Genomic DNA, 22115 nt, shown 5'->3' on the forward strand with positions numbered 1-22115 from the left:
CACGCCCAGCCTGACGTGACGCCCCTTGTCGGAGCCCGAAAACGTCGATGGATGACCAGAGTTGCACGACAGCGAGATGAGACCTGGCGACCGTCTGGTCATCCCCCTCCGCCTGCCCCGGAGCCTGCGCCCGACTGCCCCCCGAAAAGCGCGTCGAGCACCTCGCGTTTCGGCTCGATCTGCTTCTTCGTGCCCACCCTATCGACGACGGAGAACGAAACCGACCAGGATTTTTCCGGGTCTTCACGCGTGATGCCGATCACGATGGGAGACCTATCGTATTGCGCGGGCGAGATTGTCTTTATGTTGGCTCCCGTCGTTGTGACGGTATATGGAGGCGTTCCCCCCGTCACCGACAATTCGAGCTCGCCCGGCTTTGCGCCACGCCGGACATCAAGCTCGAGTTGTTGCACATTTTCCACCCCCCCGGCCCCGCCCGTACCATTGTTGCCCGCTCCGAAATGAAAGCCGACGATGGTTGCAAATACCCCCGAGAACACCAGAAAGATTTCGCGCGCCATCCTGAAACGTTCTTCGAACTTCCCCTCGTTGGAGTACAGAGCGCTGAAAATCAGCCCGCCGCCATACGCCAGCGTCGCAATGATCGCCGCCACGGTAAGGATGGGTCGTGTGCCATCCACGCCCATGAGCGCCTTCCAGCCAACTGCGGAGGTGAACAACATGATCCCGGCGACGAGCAAGCCCAGTACAACCAGGAGCACGACCAGCCCGATGAGCCCCGCAATGCTGAAGTCTGCCAACCACTCCGAAATCTTCCTCTTCGGTGCTACGCCGCTCCAACGCTCGACATTTGCCCACAACTCCTGAACCGCCATCTCGATGTGATCGCGCATGGTCGCGTCGCCACTCGCCCTGGCCGAGGCGAAATCGCTCTGCAAGGCGGTAACGCGATCAGCCAGTGATCGGGTTCGGGTGTTGACCGCTGCAGCCTTGACGACCTTGTCGAGGCCGGTGATCAGAGCCTCCAGGTTTTTCCATTTTTCTTCATCCATGACCGTCTCCCTTTCTCACCTCACCACGGACACCTCCATCGACCCGATTGCGATTCGTGCAGCCTCCGTGAAGGCGGCAAAGCCGGATCAACCCGCCATCATGCGGACTCGCGAGACGGGAGGCTCACGCCCGGTCGACATGACATCCGCCAGACCCATGGAATGATTCCGGTATAGCACTGGCATTGCCACATACAAGCTCGACGCAGTCGCATGAAGGCGCAGCCTGTGCCCATCTTCTGCACCGGGGGGCTTGCCCGCGCAGGAGCGCCGCACGCCGCCCTTGCGCGGGCAGGCCCGCTCCCACGGGTTCCGCTCGGGCAGGTCATGCATTCGTGCGATCGCCCCGCATGCGGGCCCTCGGCCAGGATGAGGCGCTACCGCCCGCGTAGGGTCGTCGGGCGGGAGGTGCGGGGTTCAGAACAGCGCGCGATACATCCTCGCACGCGCCGCCGGATCGGCCGCGCCGAACACGTCGCCGACCACCGCGAGCAGGTCGGCGCCCGCGGCGATCACCTGCGGCGCACGCTCCAGCGTGATGCCGCCGATCGCCGCCACCGGCAGGCCGAGCTCGCGCCTGGCGCGTTCGACGAGCGCGAAGGGTGCGGGCGGCGCGTGGGGCTTGGTGGTGGAGGGGAACATCGCGCCGAAGGCGATGTAGTCGGCACCGATCTCGGCGCCCTCGGTCGCACGCGACCAGTCGGCATAGCAGGTGAGACCGAGGATGCGCTGTGGGCCGAGCGCAGCGCGCGCCGCGGCGGGCGGGCCGTCCTCGCGGCCGAGATGCGCTCCGTCGGCGTCGATGGCGAGCGCGAGCGCGAGGTCGTCATTGACGATGAAGGGCACGCCGGCGGCCCGGCAGGCGTCGCGCAGCGCCAGCGCCTGCTCGCGGCGCAGACCGGCGTCGGCGCCCTTGTTGCGGTACTGCAGCAGCGCCGGATGACCGGCGAGCACGGACTGCGCGAGCGCGAGCAGGCGGCCGGTGTCGGGTTCGTCGGGGGTGACCGCGTAGAGCCCGCGCAGCGTGCGCACCGGGAAACGCTCAGTCATCGCTCTCGCCCTTGCCGCGCGCCCAGAAGAAGCGGTCGGGCAGCGCCCGCCCCATGCCGGCGCGATAGGCGTGGCGCAGGGCCTGGCGGGTAAACTCCTGCGCCTCGCGCACCGCCTCGGGCAGCGCCATGCCGTGCGCCATCGCTGCCACCGCGGCGGCGGCGAGGGTGGTGCCGGCACCCAGGCAGGGCGCGGCCGGGCGCGGGCCGGCGTCGGTGCGCACGATGCCCTCGCTGCCGAAGAGGGTGTCGACGAGCTGCGGGCCGTGGTCGCCGCCGCCGGTGAGCAGCACGTACTCGGTACCGTTGCCGAGCAGGCGCTCGAGCGCCTCGTCGAGCTCGGCGCCACCCGTCTCGCCCTGGCCTCCCCCGCCACCGTCCTCCTCGTCGGACTCGGCCGCCTCGTCCCCGGCCAGGCCGGTCAGGCGCAGCAGCTCGTGGCGGTCGGCCACCAACAGCGTGGTCTGCGGCAGGATCAGGTCGGCGAGCGCCGCGGCGATCTCCTCGCCCGCCTCGCCGAGCAGCGCCGCGGCGTGCAGGCCGGGTTCGACCACCAGGGGAACGTCGGGATAGTCGGCGAGGATCTCCGCGATCACCGCGACGTTCTCGACGCTGCCGCAGAAGCCGAGCTTGAACGCCGCCACCGGCACGTCCTCGAGCACCGCGCGCGCCTGCATGGCGATCAGCTCGGGCGCGACCGGCCACAGCTCGTCGATGCCGCGGGTGTCGCGCACCAGCGCCGCGGTCTGCACCGGCAGCGGGTGGCAGCCCATGCTCGCCAGGGTCAGGATGTCGGCCGCGAGTCCTCCGCCGGCCGTGGCGTCACCCGCCGACAGGCACAGCACGCAGGGGGGAGTTTCCGGAATGGCGAGCGGCATGGGAGGTGGAAATGCAGCGCGGATGGGGTGCGCGCGGATGCGTTAAGATAGGCGGTCGATTCTACCCCCAACCCTCGAGTCACGCTGGAACATGGCCGATACCCCCTGGAAGACCTACATGTGCCTGATCTGCGGCTTCATCTACGACGAAGCGTCGGGCCTGCCCGACGAGGGCATCGCGCCGGGCACGCGCTGGGAGGACGTTCCGCCGAACTGGACCTGTCCCGAGTGCAACGCGCGCAAGGAAGACTTCGAGATGGTCGAGATCTAGGCCCGGACGCCACCGCCCGACAACCCACCAGGAATACAGCATGGACCTTGCCGGCCTGAAGGTGATGGTCATCGACGACAGCAACACGATCCGCCGCAGCGCCGAGATCTTCCTCGCCCAGGCGGGCTGCGAGGTCGTCCTCGCCGAGGACGGTTTCGACGCACTCGCGAAGATCGCCGACCACCACCCCGACGTCATCTTCGTGGACATCATGATGCCGCGCCTCGATGGCTACCAGACCTGTGCGCTGATCAAGAAGAACCCCCGCCTGTCGCCCACGCCGGTGATCATGCTGTCCTCGCGCGACGGCCTCTTCGACCGCGCGCGCGGACGCATGGCGGGCTCCGACGAATACCTCACCAAACCCTTCACCAAGGACAGCCTGTTGCGGGCGGTCGCCAGCCACGCACGGCGCGGCGGCGATGCGGCGCGCGCAGGCTGAGCCACGCCGGAGACGACCGATGCCGATCCGCAAGATTCTCGTGGTCGACGACTCTCCCGTCGAACGCCTCGCCCTCCAGGAGGTGCTGGGCCGCAACGGCTACCAGGTGCTGACCGCCGAGAACGGCGAGCAGGCCATCGCACGCAGCCGCAGCGACCACCCCGACCTCATCCTGATGGACGTGGTGATGCCGGGCATGAACGGCTACCAGGCCACGCGCACGATCTCGCGCGATGACGAGACGCGCGACATCCCGATCATCATGTGCACCAGCAAGGGCCAGGAGACCGACAAGATCTGGGGCATGCGTCAGGGCGCGCTCGACTACCTGGTCAAGCCGGTCGACCACGACGAACTGCTCGCCCGCATCCGGGCGATGGGCTGAGCTCGATGGCCCGCAGCAGCCTGCGCGAATTCCAGGAACGCCTCGCCCGTCGCCTCGCCGAGGCCGCCGGCGCCGAGCGCCGCGGCCTGCTCGGCTTCCAGTGCGGCAGCGACAACTGGTTGATCGAACTCGCCGAGGCCGGCGAGATCCTGCCCCCGCCGCCCTTGTCCGCGGTGCCGCTCACCCGCCCCTGGTTCCGCGGCCTCGCCAACGTGCGCGGCAGCCTGTACGGCGTGGTCGACTTCGCCGCCTTCAACGGCCAGCCGCCGATCAGCGCCGGCGGGCGGGCGCGCCTGCTGCTGATCGGTGCGCGCCACGGCATCCACAGCGCGCTGCTGGTGTCGTCCTCGAGCGGCCTGCGCAGCCACGAGGACTTCGAGCCCGCCCCGGGCGGCGATGCCCCGCCCTGGGTGGCACGCCGCCTGCGCGACATGCAGGGCCGCGCGTGGCTGCAGCTCGACCCCGCCCGCCTGCTCGCCCAACCCGCCTTCCTCGACGCCGGGCTGGAATGACGTACGCATCCACCCCGCAAGAACCCGACCGAAAAATCGAGCATCGACCATGGCATTGAACCCGTTCGGCAAGAAAGCCCCGGCCCCCGGCGCCGGCACCGAGGCCCAGACGATCATCGAGACCTCCGCGCCGGAGCAGACGGTCGCCAACAAGACTCCGTCTCCCCCCGCGCGATCCGGCGGCCGCCTCGGCATGCTCGGCGGACTCTTCGTCGCCTGCACGGCGATCAGCGCCGGACTGCTCGCATACCAGGCGCGGGATGCGAGCCTGTCCGCGCTCCAGCTCGGCGCGGCGAGCGAACTGCAGGTGCTGCCCGGACAGATGGCCAGGGCGGCCCGCCTCGCCCGCCTCGGCGAGCCCGGCGCGGTCGCCGATCTCGAGCAGACCCGGGCACGCTTCGCCGGCTTGCTGCAGACCCTCGGCCAGGGCGGCAGCCATGCCGGCGCCACGCTGCCGCCGCTGCCCGCGAGCATGCGGCCCCTGCTGCAGGACCTCGACGCCGAGTGGCAGAAAAACGCCACGCTGGCGGCGCGCCTTGCCGCCCAAGGCGCGCCGCTCGCCGGCACCAGCGCTGCCGTGCGCGCGATCAACGCGGCCAGCGGCGCCCTCGCCGACGCGGCCGACCAGTTCGGTCGCCGTGTGGCGGCGATGAACGGAGACGCTTCTGCGCTGCGTGCGGCCCACGCCCTCCTGCTCCATGCCCAGCGCGCCACCCTGCAGGCAAACACCCTTTTCTCCGCGGATGCAGACCCGGCGGCGGCGGCCAAGGTGCTCGCCGGCGAGGCCGAGCAGCTGCGTCAGCGCTTGGCCGAACTCGAACGCCCGAGCAACGGCAGCGTCCTCGACGAGAGCCTGCGCGCGCTCGGGTCCGCCGCGGCACCGATCCTCCAGGCGATCGAGCGCATCGGCGCCGACGCGGGCGCGCTGCAGCAGGCGAACGCCGCGAGCGCCGGCCTCGCGGCGAACACCCCCGCCCTGCTCGCCGCGAGCACGGCCCTCGGCACGGCGCTCGCCGGGCGCACCGGCGGCTTCGGTCCGCTGCATGCGGGCGCGGCGCTCGCCGCCCTGCTCGCCGTGTTCGTGCTGGCGCAGATGGCGCGCGCCTACGCCGCCGACGCCGCGGCGCGGCGCCTCGTCTCGGAGGCCGAGCGCCGCCAGGCCGAGGATGAGCGCAACCTCACCCAGCAGGCCATCCTGCGCCTGATGAACGAGATGGGCGACCTCGCCGACGGCGACCTCACGGTGCGCGCCACGGTCACCGAGGACATCACCGGCGCGATCGCCGACTCGGTGAACTACACCATCGAGGAGCTCTCGGTGCTGGTACGCCGAATCAACGACGCCGCCACGCGGGTGACCTCGGCCACCGAGTCGGCGCGCCGTACCTCGACCGAGCTGCTCGCCGCCACCGACCGCCAGTCGCAGGAGATCGAGGAAGCCGGCGCCACCGCCGAGCGCATGGCGCAGTCGATGACCGACTCCTCCGCGCGCGCGCTGCAGTCCGCCCAGGTGGCGCGGCGCTCGCTGGAGTCCGCGCGCAAGGGCGCGGACGCGGTGCAGAACAGCATCCGCGGCATGAACGACATCCGCAGCCAGATCCAGGAGACCGCCAAGCGCATCAAGCGCCTCGGCGAATCCTCGCAGGAGATCGGCGAGATCGTCGAGCTCATCTCCGACATCACCGAGCAGACCAACGTGCTCGCGCTCAACGCCGCCATCCAGGCCGCCACCGCCGGCGAGGCCGGGCGCGGCTTCACCGTCGTCGCCGAGGAAGTGCAGCGCCTCGCCGAACGCTCGGCCGAGGCGACCAAGCAGATCGCCGCGATCGTCAAGACCATCCAGACCGACACCCAGGACGCGGTGGGTGCGATGGAGAGCGCCACCCGCAACGTGGTCGAGGGCGCGCAGCTCTCCGACGCCGCCGGCCAGGCGCTCGCCGAGATCGACCAGGTCTCCACCGAAACCGCCAGCCTGATCGAGCGCATCTCGGCCGACGTGCAGGAACAGGCCGCGACCGCCGGCCGCGTCGCCGCGGCGATGAAGGACATTCTCGCCGTCACCGAACAGACCTCGCTCGGCACCCGCCAGACCGCCGTGTCGATCGACCAGCTCGCCGAGCTGGCGGTGGAGCTGAAGGGCTCGGTCTCGGGCTTCAAGGTCTGACCACGCTGGCTGTCGCCCGGAAGAACAGCATGACACACGCCACCGAGCCGGACCTGGGACCGCTGACCTGGGTGAAGGGCGAGATCGACGCCGCGCTGGGGCGCGCGCGCGAAATCCTCGAGCGCGGCTGCGCAGGCAGCGAAGCCGCCGGCCTGCAGTTCGCGCAATCGCACCTGCACCAGGTGCGCGGCGCCCTCGACATCGTCGGCCTCGACGGCCTGACGCTGTTCACCGACGCCCTCGAGCAGCTGCTCGGGGCGATGGCGCGCGGCGAGGTCCCGGCCGACGCCGCGCGCCACGCGCTCGCCCTGCGCGCGCTGGCGATGGTGGGCAACTACCTCGAGGAGCTCGCCGACGGCGCGCCCGACCAGCCGCTGCGGCTGGCCGCGCGCTACCTCGAGCTCGCCGCAGCGCGCGGGCAGCACGACGCCAGCGCCGCCGACCTCTTCCATCCCGATCTTTCGCGCCGCCCGCCTGCGCGTGCGGCGCCGCCGGCGGACACGACCGGGAGCGAGGCGCGGGAGCTGCGCGCGGCACGCAGCCGCTTCGAGCGCGGTCTGCTGGAGTGGCTGCGCAAGGGCGCGGCGGGCGAAGGCGCGCGCGTCATGCGCGACGCGATCGCCGAGGTCGAGGCGCAGCAGCGCAGCCCGGCTGCGCGCAGTCTGTGGTGGGCCAGCCTCGCGTTCTACGACGCCCTGATCCACGGCGGGCTGCAGCCCGACCCGGCGGTGAAGCGCCTGTGCACCCAGCTCGACGCCCAGTTCCGCCGCCTGCTGAGCGGCACGCCCTCGGTGCCGGACCGTCTGCTGCGCGAACTCCTCTACCAGATCGCGCGCGCCCCGGTGCGCACTGAACAGCAGCGTGCGGTACGCGCGTGCTGGCAGCTCGACGCGCAGATCCCGGAGCCGGGGCTGGAGGTCGGCGAGACACCGATCGCGCCGCTGCTCGACGCCCTCGCCGCCCGCCTCGGCGAGGCGCGCGCGCATTGGGAAGCCTTCTGCGCCGGCACCGCGGTGGCCCTGCCCCGCTTCGAGGATGCAGTCGCGGCGATGAGCGCCCCCGCCGAGGCGCTCGGCCGCCCGGGCGTGCGCATCCTGTGCGCCGCACTGCTCGACTTCGCGCGCTGGCTGCGCCGCGATCCGCTGCAGTTCGTCGAGACCTCGGGCATGGAGGTCGCCACCGCGCTGCTGAGCCTCGAAGGCGCGCTCGACCGTCGTCCGCCGCCCGCCGGATTCGGCGCGCGCGCGGAACAGATCGCCGCCCGTCTGCTCGCCCTGCAGCGCGGCGAGCCCCTGTCCGCGGGCGCGATCGTCGCAGCACCGGCGGATGCCCGCCAGGCGCAGGAGCGCGCCGCGCTCGAGCAGGTGGCGAAGGAGATGCTCGCCAGCCTCGCCCACGTCGAACAGGTGCTGGACGACTTCTTCCGCAACCAGGCCAGGCGCGAGCCCCTGCTGCAGCTCCACCAGCCGCTGCAGCAGATCATCGGTGCCCTGAGCATGCTCGGCGAGACCGACGCGCTCGCCCTGGTGCGCAACGCCGCGATCCACATCGCCAGCCTCGCGCGCGAGGACAGCCGCGCCGGCCAGGCCGAGTTCGAACGCCTCGCGCGCGACCTCTCCGCGCTCGGCTTCTACATCGAGGCGATGCCGCGCGGCGGCGCCCGCCTGGAAGAACTGCTCGACCCGAGCCTGGGGCTCCAGGGCAGGCCGGCTGCACAGGAGGACGCGGCAGCGCCCGCTGCCGCGATCGCCGCCACACCTGTGGCGGCACCGGCACCGACGCCCGCGACCGAAGCCGCCGCGGCGGCGCCCGTCGAGATGCCCGAGCCGCCGCCGCCCGCGGCCGCGGAGCCGCCTCCACAAGACCTGGACGCCGCGGCGACGCAGGTCGCAGCGGCCCACCCGGAGAGCCCCGAAAACCTGTTCGGCCTCGACTTCCCCGATCTCGACTTCAGCCCCCTCGAAGAACTCGAGACACCTGCCGCAATGCCGCAGGCCGCGACAGAGCCCGTCGGCACCGATGCGCGGGCGCCTGCCGCCGCCCCCGAACTCGCCGCCACGGTCGCCGCGGAGAGCGCAGCCGCCCCGATGGCCGCAGGGGCGGCGCCGGTGGGCGCGGAGATCGACGCCGAACTGCTGGCGATCTTCATCGAGGAGGCGCACGAGGTGCTCGCCGGGATCGCGGCCGGGCTCGAAGCACTCCGCGACGGCACGGACGAGCCCGCGCAACTGGTCACCATCCGGCGCGGCTTCCACACCCTCAAGGGTAGCGGGCGCATGGTCGGGCTCGTCCAGCTCGGCGACACCGCGTGGGCGGTGGAGCAGGCGCTGAACCGCTGGCTGCAACTCGACTGGGCGCTCACCCCCGCCTTGTTCGCCCTCGTCGCCGAGGGCCATCGGGTGTTCTCCGCCTGGGTGGCGCAACTCGAACATGGCGAGGCCGGCGGTGGCGACACCGCGGCTCTGATCGCCGAGGCGAGACGGCTCCACGAAGCGGCCGAGCCGGTGCACGACGCCGGCATCACCACGCCGAGCGGAGCGCTCCCGCCCCTCCCCGAGCCGATCGAGGAGATCGAGGCGGAACCCGCCGCCATGGCCCCCGCCTCCGCGCCGATGCAGATCGACAGCGTGGACTTCCTGCTCGACGGCGAGATCGGCGGAGCCCCGCCGGCCCCCCCAGCGGGCACGGAGGAGACCACGCCCGTGTTCCCCGCCGCGATCGCGGCGAGCGCAACCGAAGAAGAGCTGATCGAATTCATCGAGCCGCTCGACGAGGGCGCCCCGATCGCGCTGGAAGCCTTCGAGTTCTTCCCGGCGCAGCCGGACGAAGTGAGAATCGAAGGCGGACACGACGAGGTCGCCCCCGCACAGGCGCCCGCCGCAACGCAGGACGACGCGCCCGCCAGCGATGTCGTCGCCAGCCCCGCTGGCGACACCCTGCGCATCGGCGACGGCGAGATCTCGCGTGCGCTGCACGCGCTCTACTGCAGCGAATCGGCCCAGCACCTGGCCGCGCTCGAGCAGGCGCTGCGCGCGCTGCACGCGGGCGACGAGCCCCCCTCGACCGCCGCGATACGCGCCGCCCATACCCTGGCCGGCATCTCGGGCACCGTGCGCGCAGAGGCCGCGCATCGCCTCGGCCGCGCCCTGGAGCACCGGCTGGAACGCCTCGCCGACGCCGCCCGGGCTCCGGACGGGAACGAGCTGGCGCTGTTCGGCGAGGCCCTCGACGCCCTGCGCGCGATGCGCGACGAGATCGCCGCGGGCGGCACGCCGGCGGCGGAGGATGCACTCGTCGCACGCCTGGACGCTCGCGCCGACGAAGACAGCGCAGGCCTGGCCGACCTGCCCGAGGTCCTCGCTCCCGACATCGCCCTCGCTCCCGACATCGCCCTCGCTGTCGACGCGCAGACCGCACTCGACGGCGCGCGCGCCGCCGACCACGCGACACCTCCGCCAGCGGCTCCCGCGAGCCTACCCGCAGCGGTCCCCGCGGCGGAGGCGGGCGCCGTGGACAGTGCGCAGGACGACATCGACAGCCAGCTGCTGCCGATCTTCCTCGAAGAGGCCGCCGAGACCATCGGCGAGCTCCACGCCACCCTGCGCCGCTGGCGCATGCAGGCCGACGACGAAGAGGCGCCGCGTGCGGTCGCGCGCCTGCTGCACTCGCTCAAGGGCAGCGCGCGCATGGCGGGCGCGATGCGCCTCGGCGCCCACCTGCACGAACTCGAATCGCGCCTGGAGGACGGCCTCGCCGCGCGCGAGGCGGCGGCCGGGCTGGCCGAAGCGCTCGCGCACGGCATCGACCGCTGCGAGCAGGTCATCGACGAGCTCGCCCTCGGCGAAGCGGCCCTCCAGGCGCCGGCCGCCCCGATCCGCGCCGAGGAAGCCGGCGCCGGCGCGGAGGCGGCGCCCGAGGTCGAGCCGCTCGCCTCCCCGACCCTGCGTGTGCGCGCCGAGCGGATCGACCGCTTCGTCAACCAGGCCGGCGAGATCGGCGTCGCGCGCAGCCGGGTCGAGGGCGAGCTGCGCAGCCTGCGGCGCTCGCTGCTCGATCTCACCGAGAACGTGATCCGCCTGCGCAACCAGCTGCGCGAGGTCGAGATCCAGGCCGAGGTGCAGATGCAATCGCGCATCGCGCAGGCCGGCACCCAGCACACCGATTTCGATCCGCTCGAGCTCGACCGCTACACCCGCCTGCAGGAGCTCACGCGGATGATGGCCGAGAGCGTCAACGACGTGACCACCGTGCAGCAGGGCCTGCTGCACAACCTGGACGGCGCGGAGCTCGCCCTCGGCAGCCAGGCGCGCATGGCGCGCGAGCTGCAGCAAGGGCTGATGCAGGTGCGCATGCTGCCCTTCGACAACCTTGCCAGCCGGCTCTACCGGGTGGTGCGGCAGAGCGCGCGCGAGCTCGGCAAGCGTGCCGCGCTCGACCTTCGCGGCGGACGCATCGAGGTCGACCGCAGTGTGCTCGAGCAGATGGCCGCGCCGCTCGAACACCTGCTGCGCAACGCGGTCGCGCATGGCATCGAGGCCCCGGCCGCGCGCCTGGCCGCCGGCAAGGCCGAGACCGGCAACATCGAGCTGACGGTGCGCCAGGAGGGCAACGAGATCGCCATCGAGATCGCCGACGACGGCGCCGGGCTCGACCTCGAGCGCATCGCGGCGCAGGCGCGCGCGCGCGGTCTGCTCGGCGCCGACGAGCGCGTCGACGAGCGCCGCCTGGTGAACCTGATCTTCGTCTCCGGCTTCAGCACCGCGCGCGAGGTCTCCGCGGTCTCCGGCCGCGGCGTCGGCATGGACGTGGTGAAGGCGCAAACCGCCGCCGCCGGTGGCCGCGTCGAGGTCGCCAGCCGGCCCGGCGCCGGCACCCGCTTCTCGATCCGCCTGCCGCTCACCCTCGCGGTAACCCAAACCTTGCTGGTGGAGGCGCTCGGCCGCAGCTGGGCCGTTCCCGCCAACATGATCGTGCAGGCCATGGAGCTCAAGCCCGACGCGCTGCAGGCCATGCAGCGGGCGCACGGCATCGAATGGCAGGGCGAGCATTATCCCTACCGCTATCTGCCGCGCCTGCTCGGCGATCGCGAGGCGCGCCCCGCCGAGGCGCGCTACAGCTGGGTGCTGCTGCTGCGCGCCGGCGCGCAGACGCTCGCGCTGCATGTCGACGGGCTGCGCGGCAACCAGGAAGTCATCGTCAAGAACGCCGGCCCGCAGCTCACCCGCGTCGTCGGCATGAGCGGCGCGACCGTGCTTGGCGACGGCGAGATCGTGCTGATCCTCAACCCGGTCGCGCTCGGCGCGCGCGCCGCCACCACCATGGACGAGGCGCACGCGGGGTTGTTCGGTCCCGCTGCCGAGGCGCCGCCGCCGCTGCACCTGCCCACGGTGATGGTGGTGGACGACTCGCTGACCGTGCGCAAGATCACCGGTCGCCTGCTCGAGCGCGAGGGCTATCGCGTGCTCACCGCCAAGGACGGCGTGGACGCGCTCGAGCAGCTCATCGACCTGAAGCCCGACGTGGTGCTCACCGACATCGAGATGCCGCGCATGGACGGCTTCGACCTCGTCCGCAACATCCGCGCCGACGCGCGCCTGCACGACCTGCCGGTGGTGGTGATCACCTCGCGCCTGGCGGAGAAGCACCGCCGTTACGCCCTGGAGGTCGGCGCCGACCACTACCTCGGCAAGCCCTACCAGGAAGAGGAGCTGCTCGCGCTGGTGGCGCGCTACGCACAGGCGGGCAAGGGCTGAGGGGGGCCTCGCTCTTTCTGCGGTGCCAGCCGGGATGCGGCAACGGATGCGCCTCGACGCCCTCCGAACCGCCGCCGATCTCGACTTGCGTCGCTCCTGCGCCCCCGGCGTGGAAGCACGCTGCAGGAGCGACGCAAGTCGAGATATTGCAGTGGAAGACCGCTCCGTCCCGGCGTCTACGCGCCCAGCGCGCGCGCCATGCGCGCGAGCGCTTCGTCCAGCGTCGCGCGCGGGCAGCCGAAGTTGAGCCGCACGAAGCCCGGCGCGCCGAAGGCCGCGCCATCCGAGAGTCCGACGCCGGCGGCCTCGAAGAAGGCCATCGGGTCGGAGACCCCGCGCGCCGCCATCATCGCGCGGCAGTCGACCCAGGCCAGGTAGGTCGCTTCGGGGCGCGTCGTCGTCAGGCCGGGCATCGCCGCGACGGCCTCCAGCACGCGCTCGCGGTTGCCGCGCAGGTAATCCAGCAGCGCCCGCCGCCAGGCATCGCCGTCGCGGTAGGCGGCCTCCGCCGCGACCATGCCGAGCACGTTCACATGCGGCACGATGCCGCGCATGGCGTGGCGGTAGCGCCGGCGCAGCGCGGGGTCGGGAATGATCGCGAAGGCGCAGTACAGCGCCGGGATGTTCCAGGTCTTGGACGGCGCCATCAGGGTGATCGTGCGCCGCGCGATAGCCTCGTCGAGCGCGGCGAGCGGGCGGTGCGTGCGATCGGCGTCGAGCACCAGGCCGCAGTGGATCTCGTCCGAGCACACCAGCAGGTCGTGGCGCGCGGCGAAGTCGGCGAGCCGGCGCAGTTCGGCTTCGTCGAACACCCGGCCGACCGGGTTGTGCGGGCTGCACAGCAGCAGCAGCCGGGTCGTGGGCGTGCAGGCGGCCTCGAGCGCGTCCCAGTCCCATTGCCAGCGGCCGTCGCCCAGCACCAGTTCGGCGCGCTGCAGCACGCGGCCGGTGTTGGCCGGGGCGGTAAGGAAAGGCGGATACACCGGGGTGGCGGTGAGCACGCCGTCGCCCGCTTCGCCGGCGATGGCGCAGGCGAGGTTGAAGCCGGCGACCACGCCCGGCAGCCACACCAGCCAGTCGGGCTGGATCGTCCATCCGTGATCCCGCCGCAGGCCTTCGACCACGGCCTGCTCGAGCGCGGGCCAGGCATCGGTGTAGCCGAACACACCATGGTCGATGCGCCGGTGCAGGGCCTCGATGACCGCCGGCGGCGCGGCGAAGTCCATGTCGGCGACCCACAGCGGCAGCACGTCGCGGCCGGCGTAGCGGCCCCATTTTTCGCTCGGCAGGCTGCGGCGGTCGATGAGGCGGTCGAAGTCGAAGGCGGGGGCGGTCATGGCGGGGCGTCCGGTGAAGGGTGACGGGGCGTCATTGTCCCGCATTCCCCCGAGCGCTCGCTGCCCCGCGGGAGCGACGCAAGTCGCGATCCGGCGCCCGGACGGCGCACCGAATCCCCGGGCTGACGCCTATGTGCCTTGCGCGTCGTTCTTCACCACGCCGAAACGTTGCAGCGTGCGCTCACGCGCAGCGGCGTGATCCACGATCGGTCCGGGGTAATCGACGCCGATCTTCGTCCGGCACGCGGTCTGGTCGATGCCGCCCATGGTCCAGGGGGCGTGGATGAACTTGTCGGGCACGCGCGCGAGTTCGGGCAGGTAGCGGCGGATGAAGCGGCCCTCGGGGTCGAACTTCTCGGACTGAGTGACCGGGTTGAAGATGCGGAACCAGGGCTGGGCGTCGCAGCCGGTCGAGGCCGCCCACTGCCAGCCGCCGTTGTTGGCGGCGAGGTCGTAGTCGTTGAGCCGGATGGCGAAGTAACGCTCGCCCAGGCGCCAGTCGACGCCGAGGTCCTTGGTGAGGAAGGAGGCGACGATCATGCGCAGGCGGTTGTGCATCCAGCCAGTCTGGTCGAGCTGGCGCATCGCCGCATCGACGATCGGATAGCCGGTGCGCGCCTCGCACCAGGCGGCGAAGAGCTCGGGCGCGTCGTCCCACTGCACGGCGTCGTACTCGGGACGGAAGGCACGGTCCACCACCTGCGGGTGGTGCCACAGGATCTGGTGGTAGAAGTCGCGCCAGATCAGCTCCGACAGCCAGGTCTCCGCCCCCTCGCCGCCGCGCGCGCGGGCGTGGGCGGCGAGCTGGCGGATCGACACGGTGCCGAAGCGCAGGTGGGTGGACAGATAGCTGACGCCTTTCACCGCCGGGAAGTCGCGCGCGCGCTTGTAGCGCTCGATGCGCGCGGCGAAGTCGTCGAACAGGCGCTTGCCGCCGCTCATGCCCACAGGCATGTTCAGCTCGGCGAGGTTGGTGGGCGCGAAGCCGATGTCGGCCAGCCCGGGCAGGGTCTCGCCGGCGGGCTTCGGCGCCAGGTGCGCGGCGTACTTCTCCACCGCATACGAGCTGACCTGGAAATCGTCCACCGCCTTCAGCCAGGCGTTCTTGTAAGGCGTGAACACGCTGTAGGGCTTGCCCGTCTGGGTGAGCACCTCGTCACGCTCGAAGACCACCTGGTCCTTGAAGTCCTCGTAACCGATGCCGTCCTCGGCGAGTCGCTGCGCGACCCGGCTGTCGCGCAGGATCGCGTCGGGTTCGTAGTCGCGGTTGGCGAAGACCTTGTCGACGCCAAGCTCGGCGGCCAGGCGCGGGATCTCGTCCTCGGCGCGGCCATGGCGGACGATCAGCCCGCCACCCGTGCCACCCGCGGCACGCGCCATGGCGTCGAGCGCCGCATCCAGCTCGGCCAGGCTGGCGTGGATGAACTCGACGCGGCGGTCGGCGCGCGCGGGCAGCGCGTCAAGGATGGCGGTATCGAAGACGAAGGCGCAATGCACGCGCGCGGCGAAGCGCAGGGCGTGGTGGAGCGCAGCGTGATCGAAGCTGCGCAGGTCGCGGCGGAACCAGACGAGGGCGGAAGACATTTTTTTGTCCAGGACAAAGATGCGCAATTATGACGCATCCGCCACCGTGCCGCCGCAGTCCGGACAAGCGCGAGGCCGCGGGGCCGGAGTGGCGGGCGCCAACTTCAGGAGCGCCGAGGCAGAGGGCGTCGCGGGGGAATCAAGGCGACGCATGTCCGAGGCGCGCAGCGTCGAGTTTGCGTCGTCGCCCCCGCGGCGCCCTCCGCCGAGGGCAGCCCGCAGCGAAGCACAGGGCCGCGAGTGCAGGCGGCGCCCGCCACTCCGGCCCCGCGGCCGCGCAGCACGCGATCGCCCACGCCGCACGCCACACCATCCACCCAGGAAGGGAATTGACGATGCCGGCGACCGATCGCTGCAATCGCGACTTGCGTCGCTCCCACAGAAACCACGCGCGGCCTGCCCGACGGCGGGAGGACCCGCTCGCGCACGCCCCCACGCCAAGAAGACCGGCGTTCGGCGTAGAATGCCGCGCATGGAAACGCCCACGGCCAACTTCACGCACCACTTCCTGATCGCCATGCCCAACATGGTCGATCCGCACTTCGCGCGCACGCTCACCTACATCGCAGAACACAACGAACAGGGCGCGCTCGGCATCATCGTGAACCGGCCGATCGACATGACCCTGGCCAGCCTCTTCGAGCGCATCGAAGTGCCGCTCGAGGCCGAGGGCTTCGCCGCGCAGCCGGTGTATTTCGGCGGCCCGGTGCAGACCGACCGCGGCTTCGTGCTGCACCGCCCGCTCGGCGACTGGCACTCCACGCTCAAGGTCACCGACGAGATCGGCCTCACCAGCAGCCGCGACGTGCTGCAGGCCATCGGCGCCGGTGGCGAACCCAAGGACGTCATCGTCACGCTCGGCTACGCCGGCTGGGCTGCCGGCCAGCTCGAGCAGGAGCTCCTCGACAACGCCTGGCTCACCGTCCCCGCCGACCTCGAGATCGTGTTCGAGCTGCCGCCCGAGGAACGCCTGGTCGCCGCCATGCAGAAGCTCGGCATCGACTTCACCAACCTGAGCGATGTCGCCGGACATGCCTGAGGCGGCCACGGCCGCCCCGTCCCCTGCGGACACCCGCTTCCCCCGGCCCGCCCCGGACACGCTCCCCGCGCGTGGCACCGTGCTCGGTTTCGACTTCGGCCTCGCCCGCATCGGCGTCGCCAGCGGCGAACTCGAGACCGGCCTGGCCAGCGCGCTCACCACCGTGCACGCCGAGGCGAACGACGCACGCTTCGCCGCCATCGCCAGGCTCATTGCCGAATGGCGGCCGGTCGCGCTGGTGGTCGGCATTCCCACCCATCTGGACGGCCGCGAGCACGAGCTCACCGCGCGCTGCCGCCGCTTCGCCAACCAGCTCCACGGCCGCCACGCCCTGCCGGTGTTCACCGCCGACGAGCGCCTGTCCTCGGTCGCCGCCGAAGCCGAGCTCGCCGAGGCCGGCCGCAAGGACTGGCGCGAGCGCAAGGCGGTGCTCGACGCCGCCGCCGCCCGCATCCTCCTGCAAACCTTCCTGGACACACGACGCCATGAAAGACCTTGATGCCGAAGCCCTGTGCCGGCAGCTCGCCGAGCAGATCCGCCCCCACGTCGGCCCCGCCACCGCGCTCGTCGGCATCTACACCGGCGGCCTGTGGCTGGCCGAGCGCCTGCACGCCGAGCTGGGCATCGCCCAGCCGCTGGGCGCGATCGACGTCTCCTTCTACCGCGACGACTACGCCAGCAAGGGTCTGCACGCCAGCCCGAAGAAGACCGAGATCCCCTTCGACGTAGACGGCGCGCACGTGATCCTGGTCGACGACGTGCTCTACACCGGCCGCACCACCCGCGCCGCGCTCAACGAGCTGTTCGACTTCGGCCGCCCGGCCCGGGTCGAGCTCGCCGTGCTGGTCGACCGCGGCGGGCGCGAACTGCCGGTCGCCGCGCGCTACTGCGCCCACACCCTGTCCGTGCCGCTCGCGCGCGAGCAGAACCTCGAGCTGCAGCGCGACCAGGCCGGCCACTTGGGCCTCGAGCTGACACGTCGCGCCTGAGCCGGAGCCGCCCTCCCCTTCCCCCTGCCCACCGCTGATTTCGAGGCACGCCCGATGCGAAACCCCCAGCTCAACCAGCACGGCGAACTGCAGCACCTGCTCACGCTCGACGGTCTGCCGCGCAACATCCTGAACGCCATCCTCGACACCGCCGCGCCCTTCACCGAGGTGGCCGAGCGCGAGGTCAAGAAGCTGCCGCTCTTGCGCGGCAAGAGCGTGTTCAACCTGTTCTTCGAGAACTCCACACGCACCCGCACCACCTTCGAGATCGCCGCCAAGCGCCTCTCGGCCGACGTGGTGAACCTCAACATCAACACCAGCTCGGCCGCCAAGGGCGAGAGCCTGCTCGACACGGTCGACAACCTGTGCGCGATGCAGGCCGACATGTTCGTCGTGCGCCACGCCGCCAGCGGTGCGCCGATGCTGATCGCCCAGCACCTGCAGAACACCGGGCGCGACCACATCCACGTGGTCAACGCCGGCGACGGCCGCCATGCGCACCCGACGCAGGGCCTGCTCGACATGTACACCATCCGCCACTTCAAGAAGGACTTCACCAACCTGACCGTGGCGATCGTCGGCGACGTGCTGCACTCGCGTGTGGCGCGCAGCCAGATCGCCGCGCTGACCACGCTCGGCGTGCCCGAAGTACGCGTGATCGGCCCCCGGACCCTGCTGCCCACCGAGGTCGAGAAGCTTGGCGTGCGCGTGTTCCACGACATGCGCGAGGGGCTGAAAGGGGTGGACGTGGTGATGATGCTGCGCCTGCAGAACGAGCGCATGAACGGCGCGCTGCTGCCCACGCCGCAGGAGTACTACAAGATCTGGGGCCTCACCGCCGAGAAGCTCGCGCTCGCCAGGCCCGACGCGATCGTGATGCACCCCGGCCCGATGAACCGCGGCGTGGAGATCGACTCCGCGGTGGCCGATGGCGCGCAGGCGGTCATCCTGCCCCAGGTCACCTTCGGCATCGCCGTGCGCATGGCGGTGATGAGCATGCTCGGCAGCCGCTGAAGCCGCGGACAGCACAGGAACAAGGACCCACGCATGAACATCCTGATTTCCAACGGCCGCGTCGTCGATCCGGCCAATCGCACCGATGCGGTGCAGAACGTCTACGTCGCAGGAGGCAAGATCGTCGCCCTCGGCCAGGCGCCGGACGGCTTCGTCGCCGAGCGCACGATCGACGCCGGCGGTCTCGTGGTCGCCCCCGGCTTCATCGACCTCGCCGCGCGCCTGCGCGAACCCGGCTACGAGTACCGCGCCACGCTCGAATCCGAAATGGAGGCGGCGATGGCCGGCGGCGTCACCAGCCTGGCGATCCCGCCCGACACCGACCCCGTGCTCGACGAGCCCGGCCTGGTCGAGATGCTGACCTATCGCGCCAAGAAGCTGAACCGCGCCCACATCTATCCGGTCGGCGCACTCACCATCGGCCTTCAGGGCGAGCGCCTGTCCGAGATGGCCGAACTGGTCGAGGCCGGCTGCGTCGCCTTCTCGCAGGCCAACGTGCCGCTGGTCGACAACACCGTGCTGATGCGCGCGCTGCAATACGCCGCCACTTTCGGCTTCCGCGTCTGGCTGCAGCCGCTGGCGCCCTTCCTGTCGCAGGTGGGCCACGCCCACGACGGCGAGGTGGCGACGCGGCTGGGCCTGTCGGGCATCCCGGTCGCCGCCGAAACCGTGGCGCTCTACACCTACCTCGAGCTCGCGCGCATCACCGGCGCCCGCCTGCACATCACCCGCCTGTCCTCGGCCGCCGGCCTCGCGCTCATCGACCAGGCGCGCGCAGAAGGCATGGACGTGACCTGCGACGTGTCGATCAACCATGTGCACCTGTGCGACATGGACATCGGCTACTTCAACCCCAACTGCCACCTCGTCCCGCCGCTGCGCAGCCAGCGCGACCGCGAGGCCCTCGCCCGGGGCCTGGCCGAGGGCCGCATCGACGCGCTGTGCTCGGACCACACCCCGGTGGACGACGACGCCAAGCAGACGCCGTTCTCCGAATCCGAACCCGGCGCCACCGGCCTCGAGCTGCTGCTGCCGCTGACGCTGAAGTGGGCCGACCGCGCCGGGCTGGCGCTGCTGGACGGGCTGGCCCGCATCACCTCGGACGCGGCGAAGATCGTCGGCATCACCAAGGCCGGCCACCTCTCGGTGGGCGCGCGCGCCGACGTGTGCGTGTTCGACCCCGCGACCCACGTCACCATCACCCGCGAGGGCCTCCGGAGCCAGGGCAAGAACACGCCCTTCCTCGGCATGGAGCTGCCGGGCAAGGTGCGCTACACGCTGGTCGAGGGGCAGGTGATGTTCGAGGGCTGAGCCCGGTCAGGCAAACGCCCGCCGGCCCGGCTCGCAAAAAGGGGCAGCCGCTACCGGCCGCCCCTTTTTGCGCTTGAAGCCGGTGCGGAAATCAGCCCCCGAACAGCAGCGGCGCGAAACCGTTGCGCGCGCCGGCGAGCACCATCAGCACGATCTGCAGCACCAGCAGCAGCACCAGCGGCGACAGGTCGACGTTGGCGATGCTCGGGATCACGCGCCGGAACGGGCGCAGGAAGGGCGCGGCGATCGAGTGCAGCAGCGGCGCCAGCGGCGCGTGCGGGCTCACCCAGGACAGCACCGCCGAGCCCAGCACCACCGCGAACACCAGGTAGATCATCATGCGCAGCAGCTCGATCAGGCCCACCCCCCACAGGCCGGCGAGCACGGCGGCGGTGTTGCCGCTGAAGGCCGCGCCGCGCAGGCTGAGCTCGAACATCACCAGCAGTACCTGAACCAGCCAGGCGGGCAGCAGGCTCGCCATGTCGAGACCGAACAGCCCGGGGATGAAGCGGCGCAGCGGGCGCACGATCCAGTCGGTGGTGCTGACCACGAACTGGCCGAGCTGGTTGCGGAAGGAGATGCGCTGCCACTGCATGAAGAAGCGCGCGAGCAGCATCAGCGTGAGGAAGCTGGCGGCGACGTCGATCACCAGCAGCAGGATGTTGGCGAGCATGGTTCAGTCCTTGCCGAGTTCGGCGCCGAGCTCGCGCCCACGCGCTTCGGCCGCCTGCACCGCGGCGACGAGTTCGTCGTGCCAGCCGGCCGCCGCCAGGCTGGCGAGCGCGGCCTCGGTGGTGCCGCCCTTGGAGGTGACCTTCTGGCGCAGCACGGCGGGGGCGTCTTCCGAGCCCGCCGCCAGCCTCGCCGCGCCGAGCACGGTGTCGATCGCCAGCCGGCGCGCGCCGGCCTCGTCGAAGCCGAGGCTGCGCCCGGCGGATTCGAGCGCCTCGATGAAGTGGAAGACGTAGGCCGGGCCGCTGCCCGAGATCGCGGTGACCGCGTCCATCTGCGCCTCGTCGTCGGCCCACACCGTGCTGCCGACCGCGCCCAGGATGCGCCCGGCGGTCTCGCGGCCGGCGGCGTCCACCGAAGGGTCGGCGTACAGGCCGGTGACGCCGGCGCCGATCAGCGCCGGTGTGTTGGGCATGCAGCGCACCAGGCGGGCATGGGGCGCACCCGGCGCACCCAGCCAGCGCCCGAGGTCGGCCAGGCGCAGGCCGGCGGCGATGCTGATGACGAGCTGGCCGCACAGGCGCCCGGCGATCGGTGCCAGCGCAGCCTTCATCTGCTGCGGCTTGACCGCGAGCACGAGCACGTCGCAGGCGAGCGCCGCGTCGTCGAAGGACTCGACCGCACGCACGCCGAAGCGCTGCGCGAGCGCGTCGCGCGCCGCCTCGCCGAGTTCGACGACCTGGATGCCGGCGACGGCGAAGCCGCGCTCGAGCATGCCGCCGATGAGGGCGGTGGCCATGTTGCCGCCGCCGAGGAAGGTGATCTTCATGGATGGACCTGCTGGTTGGGGCCGGAGCACACGCGGACGCGCATCAGGCCGTAGGGGTCGGGGTCGGCGCGGTTCGGGCACGCTCGCCGAAGATCGCCGTGCCCACGCGCACGATGCTCGCGCCCTCGGCGATCGCCGGCTCGAGGTCGTGCGACATGCCCATCGACAAGGTGTCGAGCGCGAGTCCGGCGGCGCGCAGCTCGTCGTGGAGCCCGCGCAGCACGGCGAAGCGCGCGCGCAGCACGGCCTCGTCCGCGCTCGGTTCGGGGATGCACATGAGGCCGCGCAGGCGCAGCCGCGGCAGGGCGGCGACCGCGTGCGCGAGCGCGCCGGCCTCGTCCGGCGCCACGCCGCTCTTGCTGTCCTCGCCGCTGACATTGACCTGGATGCACACGTCGAGCGGCGGCAGATGCACGTCGCGCTGCGCCGACAGGCGCTCGGCGATCTTCAGGCGGTCGATGCCATGCACCCAGTCGAAGGCGTTCGCCACCGGGCGCGTCTTGTTGCTCTGCAGCGGGCCGATGAAATGCCATTCGAGCCCGAGCGCGCGCAGCGCCTCGACCTTGTCCACGCCTTCCTGCACGTAGTTCTCGCCGAAGGCACGCTGCCCGGCGGCGGCGGCCTCGCGCACCGCCTCCGCCGGCCAGGTCTTGCTCACCGCGAGCAGCTTCACGTCCGCAGGGTCGCGCCCGGCACGTCGTGCGGCGGCGGCGATGCGGGCGCGCACCGCGTCGAGGCGTGCAGCGATCGTCGTCATGGTCCGTGGCCTATTTCCTGGGATTTCGGGGCGGCAAAAGTATAGCATCGCTCCATCGCCCACCCCGAGGCCGACCCCGAGCGCCGCCCGCGCAGGCGGCCGTGTCGCCATTCGCG

General features: G+C 71.7%; 19 protein-coding genes. 11 read left to right on the forward strand and 8 right to left on the reverse strand.

All coding sequences use genetic code 11. The features are described 5' to 3' along the window. Positions 1-98: 98 nt before the first annotated feature. From ACZ5PP_RS10145 to thiD, 3 genes are all read right to left on the reverse strand, one after another. On the reverse strand, positions 99-1013 hold the full coding sequence (locus tag ACZ5PP_RS10145) for a SprB repeat-containing protein (RefSeq protein WP_464827021.1): 915 nt from the start codon (positions 1011-1013) through the stop codon (positions 99-101). Between the two features lie 417 nt (positions 1014-1430). Continuing rightward, complete coding sequence (gene thiE / locus ACZ5PP_RS10150; protein WP_012586064.1) at positions 1431-2063, reverse strand: thiamine phosphate synthase; 633 nt, start codon at positions 2061-2063, stop codon at positions 1431-1433. Further along, on the reverse strand, positions 2056-2940 hold the full coding sequence (thiD, locus tag ACZ5PP_RS10155) for a bifunctional hydroxymethylpyrimidine kinase/phosphomethylpyrimidine kinase (RefSeq protein ID WP_012586065.1): 885 nt from the start codon (positions 2938-2940) through the stop codon (positions 2056-2058). The genes thiE and thiD overlap by 8 nt, the downstream gene beginning before the upstream one ends. 118 nt (positions 2941-3058) lie before the next feature. Between thiD and ACZ5PP_RS10160 the strand changes: the two genes are divergently transcribed. From ACZ5PP_RS10160 to ACZ5PP_RS10185, 6 genes are read left to right on the forward strand one after another with little or no spacing between them, the layout of a single operon-like run. Then, on the forward strand, positions 3059-3211 hold the full coding sequence (locus ACZ5PP_RS10160) for a rubredoxin (RefSeq protein ID WP_049766948.1): 153 nt from the start codon (positions 3059-3061) through the stop codon (positions 3209-3211). Between the two features lie 40 nt (positions 3212-3251). Continuing rightward, complete coding sequence (locus ACZ5PP_RS10165) at positions 3252-3653, forward strand: response regulator (protein ID WP_004327486.1); 402 nt, start codon at positions 3252-3254, stop codon at positions 3651-3653. 19 nt (positions 3654-3672) lie between these two features. Further along, positions 3673-4038 (forward strand): response regulator, encoded by a 366-nt coding sequence (locus tag ACZ5PP_RS10170; RefSeq protein WP_012586067.1) that lies wholly within the window; start codon positions 3673-3675, stop codon positions 4036-4038. A 5-nt stretch (positions 4039-4043) separates the two neighbouring features. Continuing rightward, positions 4044-4550: a chemotaxis protein CheW gene (locus ACZ5PP_RS10175; protein ID WP_004327492.1), complete on the forward strand. Its 507-nt coding sequence runs from the start codon at positions 4044-4046 to the stop codon at positions 4548-4550. 49 nt (positions 4551-4599) lie between these two features. Then, positions 4600-6714 carry a methyl-accepting chemotaxis protein gene (locus tag ACZ5PP_RS10180; protein ID WP_464827022.1) on the forward strand — a complete coding sequence of 705 codons (2115 nt, stop codon included), beginning with the start codon at positions 4600-4602 and terminating at the stop codon, positions 6712-6714. Positions 6715-6743: 29 nt separating this feature from the next. Beyond that, a complete protein-coding gene (locus ACZ5PP_RS10185; RefSeq protein ID WP_464827023.1) occupies positions 6744-12467 on the forward strand; it encodes a hybrid sensor histidine kinase/response regulator in 5724 nt (1907 codons plus the stop codon). A gap of 176 nt (positions 12468-12643) precedes the next feature. On the opposite strand, the gene ACZ5PP_RS10190 is transcribed toward ACZ5PP_RS10185, so the two are convergent. Both ACZ5PP_RS10190 and ACZ5PP_RS10195 read right to left on the reverse strand, forming a co-directional pair. Further along, a complete protein-coding gene (locus ACZ5PP_RS10190) occupies positions 12644-13804 on the reverse strand; it encodes a MalY/PatB family protein (protein ID WP_464827024.1) in 1161 nt (386 codons plus the stop codon). Positions 13805-13933: 129 nt separating this feature from the next. Beyond that, positions 13934-15388, reverse strand: coding sequence for a cryptochrome/photolyase family protein (locus ACZ5PP_RS10195; RefSeq protein WP_464827025.1), 1455 nt, complete (start codon positions 15386-15388; stop codon positions 13934-13936). Between the two features lie 463 nt (positions 15389-15851). Between ACZ5PP_RS10195 and ACZ5PP_RS10200 the strand changes: the two genes are divergently transcribed. The 5 genes from ACZ5PP_RS10200 to ACZ5PP_RS10220 are packed head-to-tail and all read left to right on the forward strand — an operon-like array spanning position 15852 to position 19741. After that, positions 15852-16427: a YqgE/AlgH family protein gene (locus ACZ5PP_RS10200; protein ID WP_012586072.1), complete on the forward strand. Its 576-nt coding sequence runs from the start codon at positions 15852-15854 to the stop codon at positions 16425-16427. Continuing rightward, positions 16420-16926 (forward strand): Holliday junction resolvase RuvX, encoded by a 507-nt coding sequence (gene ruvX / locus ACZ5PP_RS10205; RefSeq protein WP_273423960.1) that lies wholly within the window; start codon positions 16420-16422, stop codon positions 16924-16926. The genes ACZ5PP_RS10200 and ruvX overlap by 8 nt, the downstream gene beginning before the upstream one ends. Beyond that, the gene (gene pyrR, locus ACZ5PP_RS10210) at positions 16913-17416 is read left to right on the forward strand and encodes a bifunctional pyr operon transcriptional regulator/uracil phosphoribosyltransferase PyrR (protein ID WP_012586074.1); all 504 of its coding nucleotides are present in this window, start codon (positions 16913-16915) and stop codon (positions 17414-17416) included. The genes ruvX and pyrR overlap by 14 nt, the downstream gene beginning before the upstream one ends. A 54-nt stretch (positions 17417-17470) precedes the next feature. Continuing rightward, positions 17471-18430: an aspartate carbamoyltransferase catalytic subunit gene (locus ACZ5PP_RS10215; RefSeq protein ID WP_012586075.1), complete on the forward strand. Its 960-nt coding sequence runs from the start codon at positions 17471-17473 to the stop codon at positions 18428-18430. Between the two features lie 33 nt (positions 18431-18463). Further along, positions 18464-19741 (forward strand): dihydroorotase, encoded by a 1278-nt coding sequence (locus tag ACZ5PP_RS10220; protein WP_012586076.1) that lies wholly within the window; start codon positions 18464-18466, stop codon positions 19739-19741. 91 nt (positions 19742-19832) lie between these two features. Here the strand turns inward: ACZ5PP_RS10220 and ACZ5PP_RS10225 are convergent, their stop codons facing one another. The 3 genes from ACZ5PP_RS10225 to ACZ5PP_RS10235 are packed head-to-tail and all read right to left on the reverse strand — an operon-like array spanning position 19833 to position 21999. Then, positions 19833-20414: a YggT family protein gene (locus tag ACZ5PP_RS10225; protein WP_012586077.1), complete on the reverse strand. Its 582-nt coding sequence runs from the start codon at positions 20412-20414 to the stop codon at positions 19833-19835. A gap of 3 nt (positions 20415-20417) precedes the next feature. Further along, a complete protein-coding gene (proC, locus tag ACZ5PP_RS10230; RefSeq protein WP_464827026.1) occupies positions 20418-21242 on the reverse strand; it encodes a pyrroline-5-carboxylate reductase in 825 nt (274 codons plus the stop codon). Between the two features lie 43 nt (positions 21243-21285). Next, positions 21286-21999, reverse strand: a complete 714-nt coding sequence (locus tag ACZ5PP_RS10235) for a YggS family pyridoxal phosphate-dependent enzyme (RefSeq protein ID WP_464827027.1) — start codon at positions 21997-21999, stop codon at positions 21286-21288. Between the last annotated feature and the right edge of the window lie 116 nt (positions 22000-22115).

The sequence above is a fragment of the Thauera sp. DNT-1 genome, assembly GCF_055393985.1.

Bases quoted from the DNA above. Each gene is read 5' to 3' on its own strand.
- ACZ5PP_RS10145 (WP_464827021.1), bottom strand. From the start codon at position 1,013: ATGGATGAAGAAAAATGGAAAAACCTGGAGGCTCTGATCACCGGCCTC.
- thiE (WP_012586064.1), bottom strand. From the start codon at position 2,063: ATGACTGAGCGTTTCCCGGTGCGCACGCTGCGCGGGCTCTACGCGGTC.
- thiD (WP_012586065.1), bottom strand. From the start codon at position 2,940: ATGCCGCTCGCCATTCCGGAAACTCCCCCCTGCGTGCTGTGCCTGTCG.
- ACZ5PP_RS10160 (WP_049766948.1), top strand. From the start codon at position 3,059: ATGTGCCTGATCTGCGGCTTCATCTACGACGAAGCGTCGGGCCTGCCC.
- ACZ5PP_RS10165 (WP_004327486.1), top strand. From the start codon at position 3,252: ATGGACCTTGCCGGCCTGAAGGTGATGGTCATCGACGACAGCAACACG.
- ACZ5PP_RS10170 (WP_012586067.1), top strand. From the start codon at position 3,673: ATGCCGATCCGCAAGATTCTCGTGGTCGACGACTCTCCCGTCGAACGC.
- ACZ5PP_RS10175 (WP_004327492.1), top strand. From the start codon at position 4,044: ATGGCCCGCAGCAGCCTGCGCGAATTCCAGGAACGCCTCGCCCGTCGC.
- ACZ5PP_RS10180 (WP_464827022.1), top strand. From the start codon at position 4,600: ATGGCATTGAACCCGTTCGGCAAGAAAGCCCCGGCCCCCGGCGCCGGC.
- ACZ5PP_RS10185 (WP_464827023.1), top strand. From the start codon at position 6,744: ATGACACACGCCACCGAGCCGGACCTGGGACCGCTGACCTGGGTGAAG.
- ACZ5PP_RS10190 (WP_464827024.1), bottom strand. From the start codon at position 13,804: ATGACCGCCCCCGCCTTCGACTTCGACCGCCTCATCGACCGCCGCAGC.
- ACZ5PP_RS10195 (WP_464827025.1), bottom strand. From the start codon at position 15,388: ATGTCTTCCGCCCTCGTCTGGTTCCGCCGCGACCTGCGCAGCTTCGAT.
- ACZ5PP_RS10200 (WP_012586072.1), top strand. From the start codon at position 15,852: ATGCCGCGCATGGAAACGCCCACGGCCAACTTCACGCACCACTTCCTG.
- ruvX (WP_273423960.1), top strand. From the start codon at position 16,420: ATGCCTGAGGCGGCCACGGCCGCCCCGTCCCCTGCGGACACCCGCTTC.
- pyrR (WP_012586074.1), top strand. From the start codon at position 16,913: ATGAAAGACCTTGATGCCGAAGCCCTGTGCCGGCAGCTCGCCGAGCAG.
- ACZ5PP_RS10215 (WP_012586075.1), top strand. From the start codon at position 17,471: ATGCGAAACCCCCAGCTCAACCAGCACGGCGAACTGCAGCACCTGCTC.
- ACZ5PP_RS10220 (WP_012586076.1), top strand. From the start codon at position 18,464: ATGAACATCCTGATTTCCAACGGCCGCGTCGTCGATCCGGCCAATCGC.
- ACZ5PP_RS10225 (WP_012586077.1), bottom strand. From the start codon at position 20,414: ATGCTCGCCAACATCCTGCTGCTGGTGATCGACGTCGCCGCCAGCTTC.
- proC (WP_464827026.1), bottom strand. From the start codon at position 21,242: ATGAAGATCACCTTCCTCGGCGGCGGCAACATGGCCACCGCCCTCATC.
- ACZ5PP_RS10235 (WP_464827027.1), bottom strand. From the start codon at position 21,999: ATGACGACGATCGCTGCACGCCTCGACGCGGTGCGCGCCCGCATCGCC.